At 51.4% G+C, this 23729-nt stretch carries 19 protein-coding genes; 10 read left to right on the top strand and 9 right to left on the bottom strand.

Features of this window, described 5'->3' with window-relative positions:
• Positions 1 to 14: 14 nt before the first annotated feature.
• Both ACOZIO_RS00685 and ACOZIO_RS00680 read right to left on the bottom strand, forming a co-directional pair.
• Positions 15 to 1178: a lytic murein transglycosylase gene (locus ACOZIO_RS00685; RefSeq protein WP_421594811.1), complete on the bottom strand. Its 1164-nt coding sequence runs from the start codon at positions 1176 to 1178 to the stop codon at positions 15 to 17.
• Positions 1179 to 1300: 122 nt separating this feature from the next.
• Positions 1301 to 1573 (bottom strand): YcgL domain-containing protein, encoded by a 273-nt coding sequence (locus ACOZIO_RS00680; protein WP_129951114.1) that lies wholly within the window; start codon positions 1571 to 1573, stop codon positions 1301 to 1303.
• 136 nt (positions 1574 to 1709) lie between these two features.
• Here ACOZIO_RS00680 and minC point away from each other — a divergent pair, with 136 nt between their 5' ends.
• From minC to minE, 3 genes are read left to right on the top strand one after another with little or no spacing between them, the layout of a single operon-like run.
• Entirely contained in the window at positions 1710 to 2399 is a 690-nt protein-coding gene (gene minC / locus ACOZIO_RS00675) for a septum site-determining protein MinC (protein WP_129951113.1), read from the top strand.
• Between the two features lie 24 nt (positions 2400 to 2423).
• On the top strand, positions 2424 to 3236 hold the full coding sequence (gene minD, locus ACOZIO_RS00670) for a septum site-determining protein MinD (protein WP_013575324.1): 813 nt from the start codon (positions 2424 to 2426) through the stop codon (positions 3234 to 3236).
• 3 nt (positions 3237 to 3239) lie between these two features.
• Entirely contained in the window at positions 3240 to 3509 is a 270-nt protein-coding gene (gene minE, locus ACOZIO_RS00665) for a cell division topological specificity factor MinE (RefSeq protein ID WP_112290033.1), read from the top strand.
• A 336-nt stretch (positions 3510 to 3845) separates the two neighbouring features.
• On the opposite strand, the gene rnd is transcribed toward minE, so the two are convergent.
• From rnd to ACOZIO_RS00640, 5 genes are all read right to left on the bottom strand, one after another.
• Positions 3846 to 4967 (bottom strand): ribonuclease D, encoded by a 1122-nt coding sequence (rnd, locus tag ACOZIO_RS00660; RefSeq protein WP_129990811.1) that lies wholly within the window; start codon positions 4965 to 4967, stop codon positions 3846 to 3848.
• A gap of 97 nt (positions 4968 to 5064) precedes the next feature.
• Positions 5065 to 6762 (bottom strand): long-chain-fatty-acid--CoA ligase FadD, encoded by a 1698-nt coding sequence (gene fadD, locus ACOZIO_RS00655; protein ID WP_129951111.1) that lies wholly within the window; start codon positions 6760 to 6762, stop codon positions 5065 to 5067.
• Positions 6763 to 7082: 320 nt separating this feature from the next.
• A complete protein-coding gene (locus ACOZIO_RS00650) occupies positions 7083 to 7715 on the bottom strand; it encodes a Slp family lipoprotein (RefSeq protein ID WP_129951110.1) in 633 nt (210 codons plus the stop codon).
• A gap of 62 nt (positions 7716 to 7777) precedes the next feature.
• Positions 7778 to 8479, bottom strand: a complete 702-nt coding sequence (tsaB, locus tag ACOZIO_RS00645) for a tRNA (adenosine(37)-N6)-threonylcarbamoyltransferase complex dimerization subunit type 1 TsaB (RefSeq protein ID WP_421594810.1) — start codon at positions 8477 to 8479, stop codon at positions 7778 to 7780.
• Positions 8480 to 8676: 197 nt separating this feature from the next.
• A complete protein-coding gene (locus tag ACOZIO_RS00640) occupies positions 8677 to 10590 on the bottom strand; it encodes an ATP-dependent DNA helicase (protein WP_129951108.1) in 1914 nt (637 codons plus the stop codon).
• A 143-nt stretch (positions 10591 to 10733) separates the two neighbouring features.
• Here ACOZIO_RS00640 and ACOZIO_RS00635 point away from each other — a divergent pair, with 143 nt between their 5' ends.
• On the top strand, positions 10734 to 11078 hold the full coding sequence (locus ACOZIO_RS00635) for a RidA family protein (RefSeq protein WP_129951107.1): 345 nt from the start codon (positions 10734 to 10736) through the stop codon (positions 11076 to 11078).
• Positions 11079 to 11142: 64 nt separating this feature from the next.
• Here ACOZIO_RS00635 and ACOZIO_RS00630 read toward each other — a convergent pair whose 3' ends face one another.
• Complete coding sequence (locus ACOZIO_RS00630) at positions 11143 to 11784, bottom strand: bifunctional 4-hydroxy-2-oxoglutarate aldolase/2-dehydro-3-deoxy-phosphogluconate aldolase (RefSeq protein ID WP_129990812.1); 642 nt, start codon at positions 11782 to 11784, stop codon at positions 11143 to 11145.
• Between the two features lie 258 nt (positions 11785 to 12042).
• Positions 12043 to 13518 carry a glucose-6-phosphate dehydrogenase gene (gene zwf / locus ACOZIO_RS00625; protein WP_129951105.1) on the bottom strand — a complete coding sequence of 492 codons (1476 nt, stop codon included), beginning with the start codon at positions 13516 to 13518 and terminating at the stop codon, positions 12043 to 12045.
• Positions 13519 to 13926: 408 nt separating this feature from the next.
• Between zwf and ACOZIO_RS00620 the strand changes: the two genes are divergently transcribed.
• The 6 genes from ACOZIO_RS00620 to ACOZIO_RS00595 all read left to right on the top strand — a co-directional run bounded on the left by ACOZIO_RS00620 (position 13927) and on the right by ACOZIO_RS00595 (position 23715).
• Positions 13927 to 14796 (top strand): MurR/RpiR family transcriptional regulator, encoded by an 870-nt coding sequence (locus ACOZIO_RS00620; protein WP_129951104.1) that lies wholly within the window; start codon positions 13927 to 13929, stop codon positions 14794 to 14796.
• 232 nt (positions 14797 to 15028) lie between these two features.
• The gene (gene pyk / locus ACOZIO_RS00615) at positions 15029 to 16471 is read left to right on the top strand and encodes a pyruvate kinase (protein ID WP_129951103.1); all 1443 of its coding nucleotides are present in this window, start codon (positions 15029 to 15031) and stop codon (positions 16469 to 16471) included.
• A 636-nt stretch (positions 16472 to 17107) separates the two neighbouring features.
• On the top strand, positions 17108 to 18676 hold the full coding sequence (locus ACOZIO_RS00610) for a pyridoxal phosphate-dependent decarboxylase family protein (RefSeq protein WP_421594809.1): 1569 nt from the start codon (positions 17108 to 17110) through the stop codon (positions 18674 to 18676).
• A 13-nt stretch (positions 18677 to 18689) separates the two neighbouring features.
• Positions 18690 to 20000, top strand: a complete 1311-nt coding sequence (locus ACOZIO_RS00605; RefSeq protein ID WP_421594808.1) for a lysine N(6)-hydroxylase/L-ornithine N(5)-oxygenase family protein — start codon at positions 18690 to 18692, stop codon at positions 19998 to 20000.
• Between the two features lie 13 nt (positions 20001 to 20013).
• Positions 20014 to 22398, top strand: a complete 2385-nt coding sequence (locus ACOZIO_RS00600; protein WP_421594807.1) for a GNAT family N-acetyltransferase — start codon at positions 20014 to 20016, stop codon at positions 22396 to 22398.
• 84 nt (positions 22399 to 22482) lie between these two features.
• Positions 22483 to 23715 carry an MFS transporter gene (locus ACOZIO_RS00595; protein WP_129951099.1) on the top strand — a complete coding sequence of 411 codons (1233 nt, stop codon included), beginning with the start codon at positions 22483 to 22485 and terminating at the stop codon, positions 23713 to 23715.
• Positions 23716 to 23729 lie beyond the last annotated feature (14 nt).

Here is a 23729-nt window from a genome sequence, read left to right as displayed (position 1 = left end):
TGAGGTTAGGAATTTCAGCCGCTGAACGGGTTATGCGGTGCCGGCGCTAACGGTGCAGCAGGTGCCGGAGCGGAATCGCCGGAAATCACCGGCACCTGAGCGCCCGTAATGGCATCGGCCATCATGCCGATACTCAGGGCGAAATAGGTTGAACGGTTCCAGCGCATGATCGTGCGGAAGTTATCGTAAACCAGGAATGCGCGCCCCTGCGTATCATCCGGTGTGATAATCCATGCACGGGTGGCTGTCGAGGACAGCGGGCTGCCGTCAACCTGCGTTACGCCGCGCTGCTGCCAGTAACTGGCAGGATGCATCTGGTTGTTTTTCAGCCCTGCCAGAGCGCCATCAAAGTTAGCCGGTAATTTCACTTCCTGACCCCAGCCCTGATCGCCCTTCCAACCTTCTTTTGCTAAATAATTGGCTGTAGAGGCAAAAACATCATCGGTATTTTTCCAGATGTCTATTTTGCCATCGCCGTTACCGTCAGCACCGTAGGTCAGATAAGAACTTGGCATAAACTGCGACTGTCCCATCGCACCTGCCCAGGAACCTTTCATCATATCGCTGGTGGCGTGTCCTGAATCGACAATTTTAAGCGCAGACATAAATTCTTTCGTGAAGAACGCTTCACGACGCCCTTCGAAAGCCAGTGTGGCCAGCGCGGAGAAGACATCTTCTTTACCCTGTATTTTCCCGAAGCTGCTTTCCATAGCCCATAACGCCACAATGTACTGCGGCTGAACGCCATAGCGGTCGCTGACGCGGGTCAGCGCAGGCAAATTACGCTGAAACTGCTCCTGTCCCTGCTTAATTTTCCACTCAGGCAGAACGCGGGTCAGATAATCGTCGAGGGTAATTTTCTTTTCGAGCTGATTGCGATCTGAATTGATCACGCGGTCAACAAAATGAATGTTGGCGAAGGTGCTGTCTATTGTCTGCTGGCTGATCCCTTGTGTGCGGGCTTGTGCTTTGAGTTGTTCGACATAAGCCGGAAATTCAGCAGGATCCCGCCCCTGTTCAGCCAGGGATGTTTTGCCTGAAGGCGCTGCCGGTGCGGCGGCAATTGGCGGGTTAGCCGTAGTGGACGGGGCGGGAGTTTGCTCTGATGTAGCTTTCTGTGCTGCACAACCGCTGAGGATGATCAGCGGTGTTAACACGGCCAGTGCCGACAATTTCATCAATTTCTTCCTTTTGACTTCTGCAAGTGATTCATCACTCTAAGCTTTGAGCACGACAACCATGAATGCAAGTCATGCCGTCCGAAAGTTCGAGGATTGCCGTAACAAATGTCAGGAATACGTTATTTACTGGCGTCGTTAAGATGAATATTCAATAAACTTTCTGCTGGCGGCGGAACTTGCAGATAATAACCCTGTTCTTCCAGCGACTGACGCACGTTAGCAATATCCGCCGTGGCCAGTTTTTCACGGTTCGCCAGGTTTAACATCATTGAAAATTGTGGCACGCCAAAACCTTTCAGTAATTCTTCAGGTACACGGGAAAAATCGTCTTTTTTTTCGACATACAGATAAGTCTGGTCGCGTTTAGTACTTCTATAGATCACACAAAGCATTTTTTTAACTCTATTTTATTGAAACGGTGGCTTGCCTAGATATAACTGTAACTATAACATGCTTATCGTACATCGGAATATCGCCCCCCGAGTGGTATTCCGGGGATTTAGAGTTGCTGAGACTGAGTCAGGATAGATGTCACAATCGCCAATAGAACTAAAAGGCAGCAGTTTTACCTTATCGGTTGTTCATTTACATAGTTCACAACCTGAGGTTATTTATCAGGCATTACAGGAAAAAGTGGAGCAAGCGCCTGCTTTTTTGAAAAATGCCCCTGTTGTTATCAACGTTGCCTCGCTGAACGGTGAAGCAAACTGGAAAGACATTCAACAGGCTGTCGCTTCTGCAGGCTTTCGCATTGTTGGCATCAGTGGTTGCAAAGATGAAGCGCAAAAACGCGCACTTTCCCGCACCGGCTTACCGCTGCTGAGTGAAGGCCGTGCACAGCGTATCGCCTCAGAACCACCGGCTCCTGTTGTGCCCGACAATGCCCCGGCTAAAACCCGCATTGTCAGTACACCGGTCAGATCCGGCCAACAAATTTATGCCCGTAACAGCGACCTCATCATAACCAACAGTGTCAGCGCAGGTGCGGAGCTGATTGCCGATGGCAATATCCATATCTACGGCATGATGAGAGGCAGAGCGCTGGCTGGCGCCGCAGGCGATGCAAATTGTCAGATCTTTTGCACGCAGCTAGGCGCTGAACTCGTCTCTATCGCAGGGCAATACTGGCTGAGTGATCAAATCCCGGCCGATTATCTCGGTCAGGCTGCACGCCTTAGCCTGTTAAATAATGTGTTAACCATACAACCTTTAAACTAAGCCCTTTTGACAAGGAATCCATTCATGGCACGCATCATAGTTGTTACATCGGGTAAAGGGGGCGTTGGCAAGACCACTTCAAGCGCGGCCATTGCTACCGGTTTAGCTCAAAAAGGCAAAAAGACTGTTGTTATCGATTTTGATATCGGTCTGCGTAATCTCGACCTGATTATGGGCTGTGAGCGCCGGGTGGTTTATGATTTCGTTAACGTGATCCAGGGTGATGCCACGCTGAATCAGGCGCTTATCAAAGATAAACGCACCGAAAACCTGTTCATTCTTCCGGCTTCGCAAACCCGCGACAAAGACGCACTGACCCGCGAAGGCGTAGAGAAAATCCTCAACGATTTAGCCGAAATGGAATTTGACTTCGTCGTGTGTGATTCTCCGGCGGGCATCGAAACCGGCGCACTGATGGCGTTGTATTTCGCCGATGAAGCCGTGATTACTACTAACCCTGAAGTCTCGTCCGTTCGTGACTCCGACCGCATTCTGGGCATTTTGTCTTCAAAATCCCGTCGTGCGGAACAAGGCTTAGAGCCTATCAAAGAACATCTGCTTCTTACCCGTTACAACCCGGGCCGTGTCAGCCGTGGCGACATGCTGAGCATGGAAGATGTGCTGGAAATCTTGCGTATTCCTCTGATCGGCGTTATTCCGGAAGATCAGTCTGTACTGCGTGCGTCCAACCAGGGCGAGCCGGTCATTCTGGATCAGGAATCTGATGCAGGGAAAGCGTATGACGATACTGTCAGCCGTCTGCTTGGGGAAGAACGCGCATTCCGTTTCATTGAGGAAGAGAAGAAGAGTTTCCTGAAACGCCTTTTTGGGGGATAAACCATGGCATTGTTAGATTTCTTTCTGTCCCGCAAAAAATCGACAGCCAATATAGCCAAGGAACGGCTACAGATCATCGTAGCCGAACGGCGTCGAGGGGATAGTGAACCATCATATCTGCCTGAACTGAAACGAGACATTCTGGCGGTCATCTGTAAGTACATTAAGATTGACCCCGAAATGCTGCAGGTTCAGTTCGAGCAAAAAGGTGACGATATTTCCGTACTGGAACTTAACGTCACCCTGCCTGAATCAGAAGAAGCGCCTAAATGACAGCAGCTTGTTTGCAGGTGTTTTTTTCAGTATAGCGCCCCCTGTTACCGCAGGGGGCTACTGTCCTTTATCTCGATCCCTTCTGTTATTGTCTCTGCGCCGTAAATAATCACTGTATATATATCCATGCAAGAAGCTCATTTCCCCTCTGTTTGTTTTTATTATTGATAAATTTGATTAAGACTCATCTTATTCAGGCTGGAATTTACTCTCTCTACACTGCCTAATACGCATTTTTTATGCTTAAGCGTTATCGGGATAATATAAAATTAAAAGAGCGGGACATATGCCCGCTCTTTTTTTAACGCTTACCCACTTTCTTTCATAAAAGAAGGATCAGTAATTACTCAAAATTTCTTTCAGTCTTTCGGCTAACAACTTCCCCCGCCAGCCACTGATTAATTCCGGCTGTGATTCTTTATCTTTTAACTTCCAGTGATAGGTCAGTAACTGATTAATCTGGCGACGTGAAGCCAGCATTTCCACGCTCAGTTTGCTTTCCTCACTGACAGTCTGAATGAGTGCTTTAATATCCTTAAACACTTTGCGGTAACCCGGCTGGTCAATCAGATTCAGCACCGGTGCGGGGAGTTCAGTTTCCTCCAGTGCATGAGATTCTTCCACCAGCGCCAGCAACGTACGTCCGTGATAGCGAATTTCCGGACCACTCAGACCCAGCGCTTCCAGCTCCCCCAGCGACGTTGGCTGATAGCGCGCCACCTGCCAGAGGTTTTCCTCACGTACGACAAAATTAACGGCCAGATCACGCTGGCGGGCCTGGTTAAGGCGCCACGCGGCTAACAATTTCAGGCAACCCAGCTGACGCGGACGCAACTGAAAAGCGTTACTGATTTCCAGATAAGCCAGTTCCGGTTGCAGCACCTCTTTACGACGCCGGCACAGGGCAAGGCATTCATCCAGTGCAGCGTCCATCCACCCTGCTTCCCGGGTTTCGCGCATCAGTTGATCGGCCAGCGGCAGCAAATACCACACATCAGCAGCGGCATAGACGCACTGTTTTTCGCTCAGCGGACGGGCGATCCAGTCGGTGCGCGATTCACTTTTATCCAGCTCGACGCCGGTGGTTTCCGCCACCAGACGCGCAAAACCACAGGATAATGGGCGCCCGCTGAAGGCGGCGAGGATCTGCGTGTCAATCAGCGGCGAAGGCATCACCCCGAAGGCATTCAGAAACACTTCAAGGTCTTCACTGCCTGCGTGAAGGAATTTGATAACATCAGGGTTAACCAGCAAATCGATGAAAGGTTGCCAGGCGGTGATCGGCAAAGGGTCAATCAGCGTCAGACGTTCGCCATCAAATAGCTGGATGAGCCCCAGTTGCGGGTAGTAAGTGCGGGTGCGGACAAATTCGGTATCCAGCGCAATTTTACTGTGCGCTTTTGCCTGAAGACAAACTTGCTCAAGCGCGTCATTGGTGGTGATCAACTGATAATTCAAAACGTCATTCTCTTAATCATTACTGCGTTATAACGTGACAACGCCGGACAGCGCCGGCGTTATGAATCTGACTCTTTCTGACTGAACAGGCAATCTGCTATGCCGCATCCTGCTTCGGACGGGCTTTAGGTTTCACCTGCTCGTCACGAAGTTCCCTTCTGAGGATTTTACCGACATTTGACTTCGGCAACTCATCGCGGAACTCAACAATCTTCGGTACTTTGTAACCGGTTAATAACCGGCGGCAATGTGCGAGTAGCTCTTCGCTGGTCAGTGAGGCGTCTTTCTTCACCACGCAAATTTTGACGATTTCACCCGACGACTCATCCGGCACACCAATGGCGGCAACTTCGAGTACCTTGTCATGTTGTGAAACCACCTCTTCAATTTCGTTAGGGTAAACATTGAAACCGGAAACCAGAATCATGTCTTTTTTACGATCGACAATCCGTAAGAAGCCCTGCTCATCCACTGTAACGATATCGCCCGTCGATAACCAGCCATCTTTTAGCACCTCGTCGGTGGCGGCAGGGCGTTGCCAGTAACCCAGCATAACCTGTGGACCTTTGACCCACAGCTCTCCAGGCTGGCCCGGTGCAACATCCTGTCCGTTATCATCCACAAGACGGACTTCCGTGGACGGGACCGGCAGGCCGATACTGCCACTGTAATGTTTCAGATCATACGGATTGCCCGCCACCAGGGGTGAACATTCTGTCAGCCCGTAACCTTCCAGCAGATGTTTACCGGTCAGTTTTTCCCACTTCTCAGCCACTGATTTCTGAACCGACATTCCGCCGCCGACCGAAAGACGCAGCGAGGAGAAATCAAGCTCACGGAAATCTTCATTATTGAGCAACGCATTGAACAACGTATTTACACCGCTGATGGCGGTGAACGGATATTTACCGAGCTCTTTGACCATCCCCGCGACATCGCGCGGGTTGGTGATAAGCAGGCTCTTACCCCCCAGTTCAAGAAACAGCAGGCAATTCACTGTCAGGGCGAAAATGTGGTACAGCGGGAGCGCGGTCACTACCAGCTCATGCCCCGGCTGTAACAATGGCGCATAGGCTGCTTTCGCCTGCTCCAGATTCGCCTGCATGTTACGGTGAGTCAGCATCGCCCCTTTCGCCACCCCTGTGGTTCCACCGGTATATTGCAGGAACGCCAGATCATCATTAATGATTTCAGGTTTGATGTATTGCAGACGACGCCCGCGCTGTAAGGCGGTGCGGAAGGAAATCGCGTTCGGCAAGTGGTATTTCGGCACCAGCCGTTTGATATATTTCACCACAAAGTTAACCAGGGTACCCTTCGCCGCAGAAAGCTGATCGCCCATCCGGGTGAGGATCACATGCTTAATCTGGGTTTTGTACACCACTTTTTCCAGGGTATGGGCGAAGTTGGAAACAATCACAATGGCACTGGCACCGCTGTCGTTAAGCTGATGCTCAAGTTCGCGCGGCGTATACAGCGGATTGACGTTGACCACCACCATACCGGCGCGCAATACACCAAACAGGGCAATCGGATATTGCAGCAAATTAGGCATCATCAGGGCAACGCGATCGCCCTTTCTGAGTCCCAGTTCATTTTGTAAATAGGCGGCGAAAGCACGGCTGCGCTCTTCGAGCTTGCGGTAAGTCATCACCTCGCCCATGTTGATAAATGCCGCGTTGTCTGCGTAACGCAGTGTGGCATTTTCAAACATCTCGACCAGCGAACTGTAGCGGTCTGGATCGATGTTCTCAGGAACATCTGCCGGATATCGTTTTAGCCAAACCTTTTCCAAGGTATCACTCCTGAAATCATGTTCTGTTGCCGTCTCTATTCGACGAGTTTTATCACGTCTTTAACAATATTTTAACTCAGCTTACCAGTTGCGTTTCAAACAATGTCGAGGTTGAGAGGCGGGTCACTTTTTCTGCGCCCTGACTTTGCCAAACCGTCCATGGCGAAAAATAAAAAGGCGGCAATTAAGCCGCCTTAACAACGATCTTTTCTTCATGTCATTTCTTTGGCAGCAGCACAACCCCATGTGCCGCTGCCGGTTTTACTGCCGCCGGGCGTGGTGCGCCACGAGCAGGCGGTGCGCCGTGCGGCGGAGGCGGTCTACTCGGTGACGACGTTTTCGACCCGTGCCGGTGCAGCGTTATACCAGCCTGGCCCCCAGCCGGGACCAAACCCTCGCCCCCAGGAATCATAAGGTCCACCAAAACCATAGCCCCACGGACCGATAGGTTGCGGAGGCATAACGACTTGTTGCTGTATCCGCCAGCGTTTGTAGCTGTTGACATTAACGGTGACGAAATCATAAGACGTCTGGCCGATGGTGCCTTTTTCCACACCGGTAATAGGCCCGACGACGGTCACCAGTTGATTACGGTAATCCACCGGATCCACAAAGCCGTTAATGTAGGCCATGATACGCCCGCGCGATGCCGCCCCTAAAATCGGACGAGCACCGTCATCCAGCGGAACGGTGGCGATTTCCAGACGCGTCCTGTTTTGCAGGTTGGTCACAGAGATTACTTTTCCGCCAAAACGCGACTCCTGGCCGACATACAAACCAGGCGCACCTTGTACGGCCTGTAAATTCATTTGCGGCGTAGCCGTAGTACCCCGAATCTCATCGGGTACCGTGACACAACCGGATAATACCAGCACACTGAGCGCCACGGCACTCAGCGCCATTTTCTTACCCGCAATACCTGATAACTGCTGAACAACAGACCACTTACGCATTACGATGACTCCTGTGCAAACTCTTCATTTTGACCGTCTTTTGATGCACAAGTTGCCATCGTTTATCGGCCCGGCAGCTTTTTCCACGTAACTTCATTACGCAGGTAAGTCGGTTCAGCGTCTTGCGGATTAACGCGAACACCGTTTTCCCAGAGCCGGAGCGCCAGCGGCAGCATGTCTTCCGCCTGTGGCAGTAACATTTTGCCATCAAATAATTCCACCACCGGCGATTCACCCAGTAAATCTGGGTAAGCTTCCCAGCCGGTGCCTACTGTGGCAAAACGCCCGGTTAACTCACCTGCACGCGCCAGAAGCTGTTCAGGTTTGATGACCTTTTCGGTATTCTCGCCGTGCCAGATACCTTGTACATCACGGGTAAATTCCCCCCAGTACACTTCGCCCATACGTGCATCAATGGCGGCAAGCACACGATCAGCGCCGGTCTGGCGATAAGCACCCTGCGCCATCGTTTGCAACGTTGAGACAGGTAACAAAGGCAGTTCCGCGCCAAGCGATAAGCCCTGGGCAATACCAATACCGATGCGCACGCCGGTGAAACTGCCCGGGCCTCGGCCGAAAGCCAGTGCGTCGAGTTGTTTCAGGGAAAGTCCCGCTTCGGCGAGAATTTGCTGCACCAGCGGCAAAATACGCTGCGTATGTTCGCGGGCGCAGAGTTCGAAATGAGCGAGCGTTTCGCCCTGATTGTAAAGCGCAACCGAACAGGCTTCTGTCGCCGTATCAATTGCTAAAATTCGCGTGGACATGCCAGACCTCAGGCGGGGAGATTAATAAGTTATACCCTAAATACTTCGAGTTGCAGGGAGACCACAAGCTCGTGAATCCCCGGGAACTTAGATAACTAAGTGACTGGGGTGAGCGAGCGCAGTCAACGCATCTGCAACGTGAAATGTGACGGGTATAAGAGCCTTTTTCGGGGCGGCATCTTAGCATAAACAAAGGGCTAATTCTGCTCTTCGGCGTTCTGTAAAAAGCGAATCGCGTGTGTGAGATCACGGGTACGTGGTGTGGGCGGCAAACTGTTGAGGAAAACTTCGCCATAAGGGCGCATAACCAACCGGTTATCACAAATCACCATCACACCGCGGTCATCCGTATCACGGATCAAACGTCCGACGCCCTGCTTAAGGGTGATAACAGCATCCGGGAGTTGTACGTCATTAAACGGATCTCCGCCGCGCAGACGGCAATCTTCAATACGGGCTTTGAGCAACGGATCGTCAGGGGACGTGAACGGCAATTTGTCGATAATCACGCATGACAGCGTGTCCCCGCGCACGTCCACGCCTTCCCAGAAACTGCTGGTGGCAACCAGTAACGCATTACCGGCTTCGACAAATTGCGCCAGCAGCTGACCTTTACTGGTTTCACCCTGCAATAAAACCGGCAGCGTCAGGCTGGCCCTGAATTCTTCTGCCAGCTCGCGCATCATTTTATGAGACGTGCACAGGAAGAAACAGCGGCCTTTGTTGGCTTCGATAAGCGGGCGCAGCATACGTGCCAGCTGTTTTGCACCGCCCTGCACATTCGATTCGGGCAAAAAGCGCGGAACACATAACAGAGCCTGTCTGGCGTAATCAAACGGGCTCGGCAGCAACAACGTTTCTGCCTCATCCAGACCCAACCGTTCCGTAAAATGATGCAACTGGTCGTTCACCGACAACGTTGCAGAGGTGAAAATCCATGCCCCCGGTTTTTCTTTCATCATTTCGCTGAACTTGTCAGTCACCGACAACGGCGTCAGCGCCAGGACGAAATGACGTGAATTGCATTCGTACCAGTAGCTGTAACCGGGGATCGACACATCTTTCAGGCGCTTGAGACGGTTGCGGTAAAGCGTGGCGCGCTCGAAAGCGGCATCCAGCAGCGCAGAACGGCCGAGAGAGAGTTTGACCACGTCATAACAAAGTTCCAGCGCGTCATCAAGCAACAGTAAGGCACGCTGAATGGCCGGCTGGCTAAGGACATCACGAAGATTGCCGCGAAATCCGGGCTCACCGAGCGCCAGACGGAAATCCATCGTGCTCTGGCTTAACCGGTCAGCGCTTTTCTGCAATTGCACAGAGTCACGGACCTCAGTCCGGTAAGCAATAGTGATGTCTTTCGCCATATCAAGTAGTTGGCGGCTGGTGACTTGCTGACCAAAATACTGGCTGGCAATATCTGGGATCTGATGGGCTTCGTCGAAAATCATCACGTCAGCTTCGGGGATCAGCTCGCCAAAGCCGCTCTCTTTCACCACCATGTCCGCCATAAACAGATGATGGTTTACCACCACCACATCGGCGTCCATCGCCTTACGGCGGGCTTTCACCACAAAACATTCTTTGTAAAGCGGGCAGTCACTACCCAGACAGTTATCGTTAGTACTGGTTACCAACGGCCAGACAAAGCTGTCTTCCGGCACCACGGTGCAGGTGCTGATATCACCCTCTTCCGTACTGCTTGACCAGTGACGCAGATGCGCCAGTTCACTGAGTGCCTGGCTGGCCAGATCGCCGCCGGAAAGCGATTGCTGCTCCAGCCGTTCCAGGCACAAATAGTTTGAGCGCCCTTTCAGCAGGGCCAGACGGCCTTTGAAGTTCAGCGCACTGGCAACTTTGGGCAAATCGCGGGAATAGAGCTGATCTTGTAAGTTTTTCGAACCGGTGGAAATAATGACTTTTTTGCCGGAACGCAATGCGGGTGCCAGATACGCATAGGTTTTACCGGTCCCGGTTCCGGCTTCCACCACCAGCCCTTGTTTACCGCTGATGGCTTTGCTGACAGCCTGCGCCATCAGGCGCTGAGGTTCACGGGGTTTAAAACCTTCAATTTTCTGCGCCAGTGCGCCGTCTGTTGCGAAATCGTCTGTCACTGCGTCTCTCTGCCTGTACGGATCAGCAGTGATTATGCCAATCCCCCGGCCCGACTACCACCGCCATCTGTCAATCCAACGTATTCATGCTTTGTGATACCCTTAGCGGCATCATAAAAAAGTCACTAACGGGAGCTATAAACATGACCATCGAGCGTATCCGCCCTGAGCCACGGATGTCCGACATCGTTATCCATAACAACACCATTTACTATACGGCGGTACCGGAAAATCTGGACGCGGATGCAAAAGATCAGACAGCGGAAACGCTGGCGATCATTGACGCCGCGCTGGCGGAAGCAGGCTCAGACAAGAGCAAAATTCTTGATGCCACCTTGTTTCTGGTCAATAAAGATGATTTCCCGGCAATGAATGAAGCCTGGGACGCATGGGTATCGCCGGGCAATGCACCGGTGCGCTGTACGGTGCAGGCCAACCTGATGAACCCGAAGTATAAAATTGAAATTAAAATCATTGCCGCACGCTAATTGCTGATCAGCAGATATAAAAAAACCTCCCGCAGGAGGTTTTCATTCTTCGTACGTCGCAGTTTTAGATCGTAGCACCAGCAACCGCTTCTTTTGCCAGTTCAGTGATACGTGCGTAATCACCACTTTCCAGCGCATCAGCTGGCACCAGCCATGAACCACCGATACACAACACACTTTTCAGCGCCAGGTAATCACGATAGTTCTTCGGTGAAATCCCGCCGGTCGGGCAGAAACGCACCTGCGGGAACGGACCGGCAATCGCCTGCAACGCTTTCACGCCGCCATTGGCTTCAGCCGGGAAGAATTTAAATTCACGCAGACCGGCATCCAGCCCCATCATCAGTTCGGATACGGTGCAGATCCCCGGAATTAAAGGAATAGAACCGGCATTGGCTGCTTTCAGCAGAGCATCTGTCAGGCCAGGGCTAATCGCAAACTGGGCACCCGCCTCGGTCACTTCAGCCAGTTGCTCAGGATTGAGCACAGTCCCGGCGCCAATGATAGCGTCCGGTACTTCTTTGGCAATGGCGCGGATCGCATCCATTGCGCATGGGGTACGCAACGTTACTTCCAGCACACGTACGCCGCCAGCGACCAGTGCTTTGGCCAGCGGAACGGCATGCTCCAGTTTGTTGATAACAATCACAGGAACAACCGGCCCTGAGGTCAGAATTTGTTCCGCGCTTGTTTTCCAGTTTTTCATCTTTTTCTCCATTTATGCCCGCAGGCACCGTTGTGATTGATGGCGCGCCCCTGCCACAGGGACCGGCAGAGACTTTCTCCGCCAGTAACCGACCACACCCGATTGGACGATATTTCTCTCCCCGTCATATCTGAAGCCGCAGCGGCTGTGCGTGTTAACCCGAATCAAGGACGCATGTCAGCTCACCGGGTCTCACTTACTTGCCGCCTTGCGGCGACTTCATTTATTTGGGGGAGTCAAGACTCCCTACATTATCCGTTACTCGAATTCGTTCCAGGAACGCCCGTCGCGGGTGATCATCGCCACAGAAGCGACGGGTCCCCAGGTCCCGGACTGATACGGTTTTGGTGCTTCGCTCTCTGCCGCCCATGCGTTCATGATGGAGTCAACCCACTTCCAGGCCTCTTCCACTTCATCACGACGCACAAACAACGCCTGGATCCCGCGCATGGTTTCCAGCAGCAGACGCTCGTAAGCATCGGCAATATGCTGTTCATTAAAGGTTTCAGTAAAGCTCAGATCCAGCTTGGTCGTTTGCAGACGATGCTTGTGTTCAAGACCTGGCACTTTGTTCAGCACTTCGATCTCAATACCTTCGTCCGGTTGCAGACGAATGGTCAGTTTGTTCTGCGGCAGTTGCTGGTAAGAATCACGGAACAGGTTCAGCGCAGGATTTTTGAAATACACCACGACCTCGGAACACTTGCTCGGCAGACGTTTACCGGTACGCAGATAGAACGGCACTCCAGCCCATTGCCAGTTGTCGATATCCACACGAATAGACACGAAGGTTTCGGTGCTGCTGGTTTTTTTCGCCCCTTCTTCTTCCAGATAACCGGGAACTTTTTTGCCCTGCACAAAGCCTGCAGTGTATTGTCCGCGCACCGTGTTTTCACGCACGTTTGACTGGTCGATACGACGCAGGGAACGCAGCACCTTGACTTTTTCATCACGAATACGGTCGGTACTCAGATCAGCCGGAGGCGACATGGCGATCATGGTCAGAATTTGCAGCAGGTGGTTCTGGATCATGTCGCGCATCTGACCCGCGTCATCGAAGTAACCCCAGCGGCCTTCGATACCGACCTCTTCAGCGACCGTGATCTGCACATGATCGATCGTGCGGTTATCCCAGTTGCTGGCAAACAGATTGTTAGCAAAACGCAGCGCCAGAAGGTTCAGTACCGTTTCTTTACCCAGATAGTGGTCAATACGGTAAACCTGGGACTCAGCAAAGTATTCAGCCACCTGATCGTTGATGACCTGAGAAGACTCCAGAGAGTGTCCCAGTGGTTTTTCCATCACGACCCGCGCAGGCTCTTTGTTCAGTCCTGCTTCACCCAGGCCGCGGCAAATCGCACCAAAGTGACTTGGCGCAATCGCAAAGTAGTTAATGGTAGCGCGGTTTTGCTGGTCGAGCATTTTGCCCAACACTTTGAAATGCTTAACATCATTGACATCAAGGTTACAGAAATCAAGACGGGCACTGAGTTTATCCCACAGTTCCGGATCAATTTTTTCTTTCATGAAGGTGGTCAGTGCTTCTTTAACCACTTCGGTATAGGCCGCTTTATCCCATTCCGCACGTCCCACACCGATGATGCGGGTGTCGGGGTGAATGTGACCTGCTTTCTCTAACTGATACAGGGAAGGCAACAGCTTACGGCGCGCAAGATCGCCCTTTGCACCGAAAATTACCAGATCACACGCCTGGGCTGTCTGAGTTACCGCCATGTTCTTCTCCTCAATGCAGGAATACCTAACATATTTCTGGTTGCTGTGCGTGAGCTGCAACTCGAATTATCTCGGGTACATATTGTAATTTTATTTCAGCAACAATGTACTCTGATTGCCTGTGAGCCGTAAACCATGATCTGACAAGGGGATAACTCTGCGTAAAACCTTGTTTTTATCATAAGTATCTCAGCTGCTGTCAAAACCCACAACATTCTGTAATTTTATGACAAAACTGAACAGAATTTACCATACTGAAAGTTAGATCTCGGTCAAACTCTGACAAAAAAAGCGGTTTTTTCGTCTGACTGACGCTGCCAACGGCATTAAGCGCGTAGTATATTTTCATCAAATCACTACGATTTCCTCTTTTCAAAGAAATCGTTGAAACCTATGAGTGTCATGCTTATGAATACATTGGAAAAAATCCAGACCCACCTTGACATTCTGAGTAAGTCAGAACGCAAAGTCGCCGAAGTTATTCTGGCATCTCCGCACATTGCCATTCACTCCAGTATTGCCACTCTCGCCCGCATGGCGGACGTCAGTGAACCTACTGTAAACCGTTTTTGCCGTCGCCTCGACACAAAAGGGTTTCCAGATTTTAAATTACATCTGGCACAAAGTCTGGCAAACGGTACACCTTATGTGAACCGTAACGTGGATGAAAGCGACAGCGTCAGCGCTTACACCAGTAAAATTTTCGAATCAGCCATGGCCAGCCTCGATCAGGTGAAAAACACCCTCGATATTACAGCTATCAACCGCGCGGTCGATTTACTCACCCAGGCAAAAAAGATTTCCTTCTTCGGACTGGGTGCATCAGCCGCCGTGGCGCATGATGCCATGAACAAATTCTTCCGGTTTAACATTCCCGTGGTGTATTTCGATGACATTGTTATGCAGCGCATGAGTTGCATGAATTCCAGCGAAGGCGATGTGGTGGTGTTGATTTCCCACACGGGCCGCACTAAAAATCTGGTCGAGCTGGCGCAACTTGCCCGCGAAAATGACGCCACGGTCATTGCCATCACCTCCTTTAATACGCCACTCGCGCATGAGGCAACGCTGGCTCTGTTACTGGATGTTCCGGAAGATACCGACGTTTATATGCCGATGGTTTCGCGTATCGCACAACTGACGTTGATTGATGTGCTGGCTACCGGGTTTACGTTGCGCCGTGGGACAAAATTCAGAGATAACCTGAAGCGGGTCAAAGAAGCGTTGAAAGAATCGCGCTTTGATAAGGGGATAGTCGTCCCTAACCTGTCAGAATAAGCTCGCCCACGGGTCGGCACATCAAATCATTCACAGAACATATGAACACAGCACCATTGATTTAATAGGGAGTCTGGCGGGAAATCTACGCGCAAAGTGCGCAGGGTAAATGTCAGACATGAGGTCAGCGGGTCACACAGGTGAAACCCTTTTGTATTACAATTACACCTAAACCTAATGTGGGCTCGCTGTTTTTTGCATTACCATTTTTCATCAGTTAACGGAGTTAGGCATGTCCAGAAGGCTCAGAAGAACGAAGATCGTTACCACACTCGGCCCTGCAACTGACCGCGACAATAATCTTGAGAAGATCATTGCTGCTGGTGCAAATGTTGTGCGTATGAATTTCTCCCACGGAACCCCTGAAGATCACATCCTCCGCGCTAACAAAGTCCGTGAAATAGCCGCGCGTCTCGGCCGCCACGTCGCGATCCTTGGCGATCTGCAAGGCCCAAAAATCCGCGTATCAACCTTTAAGGAAGGTAAAGTTTTCCTCAATATCGGCGACAAATTCCTGCTTGATGCCAATATGAGTAAAGGTGAAGGCGATAAAGAAAAAGTAGGTATCGATTATAAAGGTCTGCCGGCCGATGTGGTGCCCGGTGACATTCTGTTACTTGATGACGGCCGTGTGCAGCTGAAAGTACTGGAAGTTCAGGGCATGAAAGTGTTCACCGAAGTTACCGTGGGCGGCCCGCTCTCTAATAATAAAGGCATCAACAAGCTGGGCGGTGGCCTTTCTGCCGAAGCCCTGACTGAGAAAGATAAAGCAGACATTATTACTGCGGCCAAAATGGACGTAGATTATCTGGCAGTTTCATTCCCACGCACTGGCGAAGATCTTAACTATGCGCGCCGTCTGGCCCGCGATGCAGGCTGTAATGCGCAGATTGTTTCTAAAGTTGAACGTGCTGAAGCGGTAGCGACAGATGAAGCAATGGATGACATCATTCTGGCTTCCGACGTTGTCATGGTGGCCCGTGGTGACCTGGGTGTCGAGATCGGTGACCCTGAGCTGGTCGGTATCCAGAAAAAACTGATCCGTCGTGCACGTCAGTTAAACCGCGCGGTGATCACGGCGACCCAGATGATGGAATCAATGATCACCAACCCGATGCCAACCCGCGCAGAAGTGATGGACGTGGCGAACGCCGTGCTCGATGGCACCGATGCGGTGATGCTGTCAGCGGAAACGGCAGCGGGTCAGTATCCGGCTGAAACCGTGGCGGCCATGGCACGCGTTTGTCTGGGTGCAGAAAAAATCCCCAGCATTAACGTCTCCAAGCACCGCCTGGACGTGGAATTCGATAATATCGAAGAAGCCATTGCGATGTCTGCCATGTACGCAGCAAACCATCTGAAAGGCGTGACAGCCATCATTTCCATGACTGAATCGGGTCGTACTGCGCTGATGTTGTCCCGTATCAGCTCCGGTCTGCCGATATTTGCCATGTCACGTCACGAACACACCCTGAACCTGACCGCGATTTACCGTGGCGTCACCCCTGTCTTCTTCGACAGCGTAAATGACGGGGTAGCGGGTGCACAAGATGCCGTGAATTTACTGCGTGATAAAGGTTATCTTTTGTCCGGCGATCTGGTGATCATCACCCAGGGTGATGTCATGAGTACCATCGGCACCACCAATACCAGCCGTATACTGCGTGTAGAATAATGGCAAAATGTAATAAGATATAAATATAGGGCCGATCATGATGATCGGCCTTCTTATTTATTTACTCCCCTGCCCGAAAATTTACTCCCCTTTTTGCATATCCGCCCAAACGCTTAATGCGAATATTATTGTTGCCCTTGTTTTGAAATAATCAGGTGCGGCGTGCAAACGTTCCGTCGGTAAAAGTTATTACACTTACAAATACTGCGTCTAAATATAACTTTTGATAGTAAAATACGCCCCCACTTAGACAAAATAATGTATAAAAAATACAGATTCTTCCCATAGGAATATTAAGAGCTTAATATTCACCCGCTTATTTATGTGACGAACATCACATTAAACAATCAAAAAGTTCTGTTATGCGCAAATGTTTACTCTCGTTGTTGAATGATAATGATTTGCATTTATAATGATTCTCAATCGTTAAAACATTGCATAAATCCGTACTAAGGAAATCAAACAAGACATAACACTTATTATTTTCCATAAGATAAAATATTTAACCATACACTTTACAGGCATGGCCATCAGCCCTGCCTGCTAATGCTTACGTTCACTGCTAAATCCTGACTTTATCCGGGCGGCCGCCCCACGCCTGCTGAGGATGAAAAGGACTAACCCAAAGGATACAGAATGAGCCAGATAAATAACTGGGAATTAATGCAATCCGGTAGCCAAAATCTCACCCCAGCCCAGGCAAATATAAGCAAAAATAAGGGTTATATTTTTAACCACCACAATATCCCTGAATGGCAGGCGCAGATTGAACAAGGCGTTGAATTAATTAAATCCCATATTAACCATACTGAGAAACCCTTTTCCGGTGTTTCTCCGGCTGAATTAGCCGAGCAATTTCGCCATATTGACCTGACTAAACCTCTGGACGGAACGCGGCTGGCGCTGGAAGAACTGGATGATTTATATCTTCAGCACGCGGTCTATTTCCATCATCCGAAATACCTGGCGCATCTCAACTGTCCGACCGTCTTACCTTCCCAACTGGCGGAGCTGTTTATCAGTGCCATCAACTCCTCGGTGGATACCTGGGATCAGAGCGCAGGCGGCACGCTCATCGAGCAAAAAGTCATTGACTGGACACTCGCCCGTATCGGTTTTGGCGCACAGTCAGACGGTATTTTCACCAGCGGCGGGACCCAGTCCAACCTGATGGCCATGCTGCTGGCGCGCGACAGCCATTGCAAACGCACCCGACCGCAGCACAGCATCAAATATCAGGGTCTGCCGCCGGAAGCCAACCGCTGGCGTATTTTCAGTTCACAGGTCAGCCACTTCAGTATTCAGAAATCCGCTGCCCTGCTCGGCCTGGGTTATGACGCCGTGGTGCCGGTCGCCTGCGACAGCGCTTTTCGCATGGATATTGCCGCACTCCGTCAGGAAATTGAGCGCTGCCACGCTGAAGGGTTGATTCCGATTGCCGTCGTGGCAACCGCCGGTACGACTGACTTTGGCAGTATCGACCCGCTGAATGAGATCGCTGAAATCTGCCGCCAGGAAAAAATCTGGATGCATGCAGATGCCGCATACGGCTGTGGTTTGCTGGTTTCGCCACAGCATCGTCAGCGGATTGACGGCATCCATCTGGCCGATTCCGTCACCGTGGATTACCACAAATCCTTCTTCCAGCCGGTAAGCTGCAGCGCGTTTCTGGTTAATGACCACCGTCATCTGGAGCACGTGACACATCACGCCGAATATCTGAATCCGCTGAGTGCGAAACTGGAAGGCACGCCGAATCTGGTGAACAAAAGTATCCAGACCACCAAACGTTTTGATGCCCTCAAAATGTGGCTGACGTTGCGCATTATGGGTCAGCAGGCATTAGGAGAATCCTTTGATGTGCTGCTGGCCCGCGCGACACAAACGCATCAGATGATGGAAGAGAATCTGAATATTGAAGTGCTGCATAAGCCGGAGCTGAGCACGCTGGTGTTTCGGTTCGTACCGCGTTTATCCATGACGCATGAACAGATTGACGACATCAACGCCGGGATCCGTAAGGCCATTTTCCGCGACGGCAGCGCCGTTATCGCCGGAACCAAAGTACATCAGCGCCAGTATCTGAAATTTACCTTACTCAACCCAGCCACCACCACGGAAGACGTTGCCGATGTGCTTAGCCTGATTACTCATTACGGCAAAGAACTCACTGCCAGTGCGCTGAGCGCCGCGAAAAACCGGTAAAAGGAGCCACACCATGAATACCCACCCAAACGACCCTATGTATGATTTTATCGCCGTAGGAATCGGTCCGTTTAACCTCGGGCTGGCCTGTCTGACTGAACCACTGAAAGCGCTGAACGGCCTGTTTTTAGACCAGAATGACAGCTTCGACTGGCACACCGGCATGATGCTGGAAAGCGCACATTTACAGACCCCGTTTATGGCCGATCTGGTGACGCTTGCCGATCCGACCAGCCCTTACAGTTTTCTTAATTATCTTAAATTAAAGGGAAAACTCTACTCATTCTACATCCGTGAAGATTTCTTCATGATGCGTAAAGAGTTCAATCAGTATTGTCAGTGGGCATGCAGCCAGCTGACCAGCCTGCAATTCTCCACGCGCGTGGAGGGCGTTACCTGGGATGCGGCACAGGAATGCTATCGGATAGAGGCGCGCTCGACGAAAAGCGGCGAAAAACAGATTTACCGTACCCGAAGGCTGGTTCTCGGCACAGGGCCGTCAGCGTGGATGCCTGCCTGTGCGCGGGATGCCGGTAGAAACGTGCATCACTCCTCGGCCTATTTACCGAATAAACAGCAGGTACAAAATTCAAAATCCATTACCGTAGTCGGCAGTGGCCAGAGCGCCGCAGAAATTTACTATGACCTGCTCTCCGACATCGACACGCACAATTATCATCTGACGTGGGTAACCCGTGCACCGCGTTTCTACCCGCTGGAATACAGCAAACTGACGCTGGAAATGACCTCACCGGAATATATCGACTATTTCCACGCGCTGCCGGTAAGCAAGCGCGATCAGCTCAATCGGGAACAAAAATGTCTGTATAAGGGCATTAACATCAGTCTGATCAACGATATTTATGACCTGATGTACGTCAAACGCCTCGACGGCCCGCTGAGTGTCGATTTGTACACACATTCGGAACTGACAGCGCTGACCCGCAGCCGCAGCGGCGAACTTGAAATGACCTTGTTCCACCACGAACAGCAACAGCAATACCGGCACCGCACGGAATCAGTGATCCTCGCGACCGGGTACGGCTATCAGCCACCGCAGTTTGTGGAGGGCATTTATAACCGCATTCAGTGGGATGAAGCCGGTCGTTACGCCGTCAACCGCAATTACAGCATCGATGCGCACAACCAGATTTTCGTACAAAACGCCGAGCTTCATACGCACGGTTTCGTCACACCGGATCTGGGCATGGCGTGCTACCGCAACAGCACTATTATCCGCGAAATGCTCGGCCATGAAGTGTATCCGGTGGAAAAAACCATTGCTTTCCAGACCTTTGGCACCCTCAGCTCTGATGCAAACTAACGGAGATTTACTCATGTCTGATGCCATTTCTACCGCCGTATTCTCCTGCCTGCGCGATGCAGGGAAACTGTCTTTACGCCCGCTGTCTCCGGAAAAAGACGCCGCCGTTTTACATGGCTGGATGACGCAGCCCTACGCGCATTTCTGGGGGATGCAAAACAGCAGCATTACAGAAGTCAGCAATTTCTATCGCGACCTGACTCAGGATAAACCGCTGGCAGCGCTGATGGGCGAAATCGACGGACAGCCGCAATTTCTCATCGAATGCTATCCGGTTGAGGATGACCCGTTGCATGAGCATTACGCTGTACAACCCGGTGATATGGGCATGCATATTCTGCTGTCACCGGCTGAAAAACCGGTGACTGGCTTCAGCTGGCAGGTGTTTTCAGCGGTGATGGAGTACCTGTTCAGCCAGCCCGATGTCCGGCGCGTGGTAGTCGAGCCGGATGTTCGCAATGAAAAAATTCATAAACTGAATAAACGCGCCGGTTTCCGCTATCAGAAACAAATCCAACTGACACACAAAACTGCATGGCTGGCATTTTGCCAGCGCGAAGATTTTTTTCAGGCCAGCCAGAAGGAAAAACACACCATGACCCCTGCTAATCTGCAAACCGGGCAGCACCTGCAACCTGAAATCTGGGCGAAAGCGAATGCCCTGCTGCTGCGTAAATGCCTGTCCGAGCTAACCCATGAACGTCTGCTCACACCTCAGGCATTAAAAACAACCGGCACCTGGACGGATTATCAGCTGACGGTTCCCGCCTCGGAAATTGAATACCATTTCCGGGCACGCTTGCTGCCACTCAATGACTGGATGATTGATCTCAAGAGCATTAAGCGTCTGGATAATTTTACCGTGCAACCCCTGGATGCCGTTAAATTTATCATTGAATTCGCAGAACATATTGGTATCTCACAAGCCATGCTGCCGACTTATCTGGAAGAAATCAGCAGCACGCTTTACAGCAGCGCTTATAAACTGGCGAATAATCACACGACAGCAAAGCAACTGTCAGAAGCCGATTTCCAGACTGTCGAAACCAGCATGACTGAAGGCCATCCAGGCTTTATCGCTAACAATGGCCGTATCGGTTTTGATGCCGGTGATTATGTTCGCTATGCACCGGAAGCGGCCAGCCCACTGCAACTGGTCTGGGTTGCGGTTCATCATGACAAAGCACATTTCGCCAGTGTCGAAGGTTTGCCCTATGAAAAGCTGATCGCAGAAGAGTTGGGCGAAGCGCAGATTTGTGCTTTCACGCAGAAGCTGATTGATAAAGGTGTCGATCCGAAAAATTACTATTTCATGCCGGTGCATCCGTGGCAGTGGCAGAACAAATTACTGACCGTTTTCGCACCGGATATTGCCCGTCAGTTTCTGATTTTTCTTGGTGAAGGTGAGGATAACTATCTGGCGCAGCAGTCAATCCGCACCTTCTACAATACCAGCCGTCCGCAAGGGCGTTACGTTAAAACAGCGTTGTCGATCCTGAATATGGGCTTTATGCGCGGGCTTTCGCCGTACTATATGGCGACGACGCCGGGCATCAATGAATGGCTGGCGGATCTGGTGGAAAACGATTCGTATCTGCAATCCACCGGTTTCAGCATTTTGCAGGAAGTGGCGTCGCTCGGTTATCACAATCACTATTTCGAAGACGCCATAAAAGGTGACAGCGCATACAAGAAAATGTTTGCGGCGCTGTGGCGTGAAAATCCGGTCGCCCTGTTGCAACCCAACCAGCGCCTGATGACCATGGCTGCCCTGCTGCATACCGACAAACATGGCGATGCGCTGATTGTCGAGATGATCAAATCATCCGGTCTGGCCACCGGAGACTGGCTTAAACGTTACATGCACGCCTATCTCAGCCCGCTGCTGCACTGTTTCTATCAGTACGATCTGGTGTTCATGCCGCATGGCGAAAACCTGATTCTGCGTTTCGAAAACAATATCCCGATCAATGCCTTCATGAAGGATATCGCCGAGGAAATTGCAGTGATGAACCCGGATGCCTGTCTGCCTGAAAAAGCCAAACGTCTGGCGGTAGATGTGCCGGATGATCTGAAAATTTTGTCGATTTTCACTGACGTCTTTGCCGGCGTATTCCGGTTTATTGCCCGCATTCTGGAAGAGCATGGCGATTATCCTGCCGGGCAGTTCTGGCAGGTGGTGGCAGAAGTGGTCCGCGATTATCAGACTCAGTATCCGGAACTGGCCGGGAAATTTGCCCGGTATGATATGTTCGGTGCCGAGTTTACGCACTCGTGTCTGAACCGCCTGCAACTGGCGAATAATCAGCAAATGATCAATCTTTCAGATCCGGCGCAGAATCTTAAGTTCGCCGGCACGCTGGAAAATCCGATTGCCGCCTACGCCAACCGTTACTGAAACCCCTTTTTCTAATCTGCAGAATTTTAGCGCGGCTTTCACAGGCCGCGCTTTTTTGATGTGAAATCCTGGAGTATTAACGTTATGTCGTCCGTTTCCGAACCCGCTTCGCGGTTGAATTTTCGCCAGAGGTTGTTCCCGCTGTCGCTGGTGTTATTCGAATTTGCCACCTATATCGCCCACGATATGATCCAGCCGGGTATGTTGCGGGTGGTCAGTGATTTCAGTGCCAGTGCCGACTGGGTTTCCACCTCACTGACCGCGTATCTGTGCGGCGGTATTTTGCTGCAATGGCTGCTGGGTCCGCTTTCCGACAGGCTCGGACGCAGACCTGTCCTGCTGGCAGGCGTGGCCTTCTTCACCGCCACGTGCCTGCTGACAGTTTTTACCCAAAACATTGAACAATTCATTCTGATGCGCTTTTTACAGGGCATGAGTCTGTGCTTTATCGGTGCAGTGGGTTATGCCGCCATTCAGGAAGCATTCAGTGAAACAATGAGCGTTAAACTGATGGCGCTGATGGCTAACATCACGCTGATAGCCCCCCTGCTCGGGCCGCTGGCTGGCGCGGTATTTATTCATTATGCGCCATGGAAAGCCATGTTTGTGTTGTTCTCGCTGGTCTCTGCATTTTCATTCTGGGGTCTGTGGCGCAGCATGCCGGAAACTGCCACCGGACGCGGGGAAAGATTTTCAATACGCCGCTTACTGACCGATTACCGCGAAGTGTTCAGCAATACCGGCGTGATTTTCGGGTCGCTGTCCATCGGGCTGATCACCCTTCCGCTGCTGGCGTGGGTGGCGCAGTCACCGGTATTACTGATTCAGGATGCCGGTATGACGCCGCTACAGTACGGATGGTTACAGGTGCCGGTATTCGCCGGGCTGATTATCGGTAATATCACACTCAGCAAAATCAGTGGGAAAGTGAATATCCGCACGCCCGTCTGGATAGGCATTGCCCCAATAGTGCTCGGTCTGGCGGTCAGCGCCGGTGCCGCGCTGTTTATGGTGCACGCCTGGGGCTGGATAATTGGCGGGCTCAGCCTGTATGCGCTGGGCTCAGGGCTGGTAAATGCCGGGCTTTACCGTCTGACACTGTTTTCCAGCCCGACCGGCAAAGGCACCGTTGCGGCGACGCTGGGGCTGATCACAATTGTGGTATTTGCGGCGGGCATCGAAGTGGCAAAGCAGTTGTATTTCGTACTCGGCAGCGGCATGTTTATGCTGACGGGTATGATTTCCGGCGCGACCGGCGTATTGCTGATTGCCGCGTTCCTCAGGCGTATCCCTGAAAAAAACATACAGAAAAGCTGAGGTGTGAGCCTCAG

This window comes from Rahnella sp. PD4 (assembly GCF_049199325.1).
Lineage (GTDB): Bacteria > Pseudomonadota > Gammaproteobacteria > Enterobacterales > Enterobacteriaceae > Rahnella > Rahnella perminowiae.
The sequence above is the reverse complement of the archived record's forward strand: the minus strand, read 5'-3'. Positions and strand labels throughout refer to the sequence as shown.

What these genes read in the sequence shown, in the direction of transcription:
- ACOZIO_RS00685 (WP_421594811.1), bottom strand. Translation starts at nt 1,178, where the DNA reads ATGAAATTGTCGGCACTGGCCGTGTTAACACCGCTGATCATCCTCAGC.
- ACOZIO_RS00680 (WP_129951114.1), bottom strand. Translation starts at nt 1,573, where the DNA reads ATGCTTTGTGTGATCTATAGAAGTACTAAACGCGACCAGACTTATCTG.
- minC (WP_129951113.1), top strand. Translation starts at nt 1,710, where the DNA reads ATGTCACAATCGCCAATAGAACTAAAAGGCAGCAGTTTTACCTTATCG.
- minD (WP_013575324.1), top strand. Translation starts at nt 2,424, where the DNA reads ATGGCACGCATCATAGTTGTTACATCGGGTAAAGGGGGCGTTGGCAAG.
- minE (WP_112290033.1), top strand. Translation starts at nt 3,240, where the DNA reads ATGGCATTGTTAGATTTCTTTCTGTCCCGCAAAAAATCGACAGCCAAT.
- ACOZIO_RS00650 (WP_129951110.1), bottom strand. Translation starts at nt 7,715, where the DNA reads ATGCGTAAGTGGTCTGTTGTTCAGCAGTTATCAGGTATTGCGGGTAAG.
- tsaB (WP_421594810.1), bottom strand. Translation starts at nt 8,479, where the DNA reads ATGTCCACGCGAATTTTAGCAATTGATACGGCGACAGAAGCCTGTTCG.
- ACOZIO_RS00635 (WP_129951107.1), top strand. Translation starts at nt 10,734, where the DNA reads ATGACCATCGAGCGTATCCGCCCTGAGCCACGGATGTCCGACATCGTT.
- ACOZIO_RS00630 (WP_129990812.1), bottom strand. Translation starts at nt 11,784, where the DNA reads ATGAAAAACTGGAAAACAAGCGCGGAACAAATTCTGACCTCAGGGCCG.
- zwf (WP_129951105.1), bottom strand. Translation starts at nt 13,518, where the DNA reads ATGGCGGTAACTCAGACAGCCCAGGCGTGTGATCTGGTAATTTTCGGT.
- ACOZIO_RS00620 (WP_129951104.1), top strand. Translation starts at nt 13,927, where the DNA reads ATGAATACATTGGAAAAAATCCAGACCCACCTTGACATTCTGAGTAAG.
- pyk (WP_129951103.1), top strand. Translation starts at nt 15,029, where the DNA reads ATGTCCAGAAGGCTCAGAAGAACGAAGATCGTTACCACACTCGGCCCT.
- ACOZIO_RS00610 (WP_421594809.1), top strand. Translation starts at nt 17,108, where the DNA reads ATGAGCCAGATAAATAACTGGGAATTAATGCAATCCGGTAGCCAAAAT.
- ACOZIO_RS00605 (WP_421594808.1), top strand. Translation starts at nt 18,690, where the DNA reads ATGAATACCCACCCAAACGACCCTATGTATGATTTTATCGCCGTAGGA.
- ACOZIO_RS00600 (WP_421594807.1), top strand. Translation starts at nt 20,014, where the DNA reads ATGTCTGATGCCATTTCTACCGCCGTATTCTCCTGCCTGCGCGATGCA.
- ACOZIO_RS00595 (WP_129951099.1), top strand. Translation starts at nt 22,483, where the DNA reads ATGTCGTCCGTTTCCGAACCCGCTTCGCGGTTGAATTTTCGCCAGAGG.